Annotated in this window: 2 protein-coding genes; one reads left to right on the top strand and one right to left on the bottom strand. The window is 42.3% G+C overall.

Annotation, left to right across the window (positions count from 1 at the left end):
- Window positions 1-163: 163 nt before the first annotated feature.
- On the bottom strand, window positions 164-811 hold the full coding sequence (locus AB4653_RS24690; protein ID WP_009845721.1) for a hypothetical protein: 648 nt from the start codon (window positions 809-811) through the stop codon (window positions 164-166).
- A gap of 32 nt (window positions 812-843) precedes the next feature.
- On the opposite strand from AB4653_RS24690, the gene AB4653_RS24695 reads away from it, so the two are divergent.
- Window positions 844-1,326: a GFA family protein gene (locus AB4653_RS24695; RefSeq protein ID WP_170962705.1), complete on the top strand. Its 483-nt coding sequence runs from the start codon at window positions 844-846 to the stop codon at window positions 1,324-1,326.
- The last annotated feature ends 96 nt before the right edge of the window (window positions 1,327-1,422 follow it).

Consider the following 1,422-nt stretch of genomic DNA (forward strand, 5'->3'; position numbering starts at 1 on the left):
CAACTTCATCTTTCGTCTTAAAAAAACGTTTATTAATCATTCGCAAGCTCCATTTGTAAAGTAAGCAGACACAAAGCTAAGTGTGTCTAAATTTCATTCATCTACTTAAGATAATATGTAATTTAGCTCACATAAACAACAGTTCCTTGTCCTAACAAAAATGTCACTGCCCATCAATTGATTGCATATTGAAAGAAAAACTCATTAACACCTTTTCAGATTGCAATTCTGGAAAAGATTGTCCCGCAGAATGTCGAGTAAAGCCGATAAAACCTTCCCCAGAGAGTTTGCTATGTGAATCGAGCAGCTGAGTAATCTCTAAAGTTTGGATTCTCACCCGGTCACCAAGAAAGAATTGGTCAACTAACACGACGCGGCTTCGATGCTGGTCATGTTTAAACAGGCCAAGGTAATAGAAAACGCCACTGCCTTGGTTAGATACCCACATAGGTGCAACAAAGAAACTCGCCTTGCCTAACGTGACACTTGAAAGGTTGTTGGTGTCTACGGTGACCACACCACGCTCAACACCGGAGTCATACCGCCCAAACGCGATTGATCTTGGTCCATCGACTTCATTAATAAAGGCGTAGGCGTTGGTTTCAGGAACTTTGATTGTCCATGGGTTAGTCGTCTTCAAATCAAAAACGGTTTCAACAACAGGGTCATAACTGACTTGAGAAGAAGGAAACTTCGCCAAGATCTCTTCGTCACTTAAGCTAAAGCGATAAATACCCGCCAGTATCACCACAACCAGCATGACAATAGGAATCAGTAAAATCAGAGGTATAGGTAAGATTTTCTTTTTCATGAGCAATTATATTCTTTTGTTTTCATCCAGTTGTGCAGACCATAAAGGGCTTTAGTATAATTATCAATACAGGGTTAACCAGAAGTGGAGCATGGATGGATATCAATCATATTAAAGAGAAGAATATCAGAAGTTGCGAATGCCGCTGTGGAGCCGTCAATTTAGTCTGCAGAGGCGAGCCTCAACGCACCTCCGTATGCCATTGTTATGAATGTCAGAAGCGCACCGGAAGTGTGTTCGGGGTTCAGGCTCGATTTCCCATAGAACAAGTGACACTCAACGGAGAGGTCACTTCCTTTTCACGTATCAGTGACACGGGCAATGAAGTCACCTACCAGTTTTGCCCTAAATGTGGCACTACCATGCTATTGCAGTCGGTTGCCGCCGCCGATTTTTATGTCGTCCCGCTCGGACTATTTAAAGAGCAAGACTTTCCGCTACCAAGCTTTTCAGTCTACGAAGAACGCAAACACGGATGGGTCAAATTTGACCATCAGATGAGTCATTACAACTAGCTTGTTACTGACCATTATCTCTATAAAGAAACAGTATTGGAACAAACTGCAAGACTGTTGCCTAAGATCAAATATCAACGTTCTACAACGCTAGCG

Source organism: Vibrio sp. 10N.222.48.A3, assembly GCF_041475345.1.
Taxonomy (GTDB): Bacteria; Pseudomonadota; Gammaproteobacteria; order Enterobacterales; family Vibrionaceae; genus Vibrio; species Vibrio tasmaniensis_A.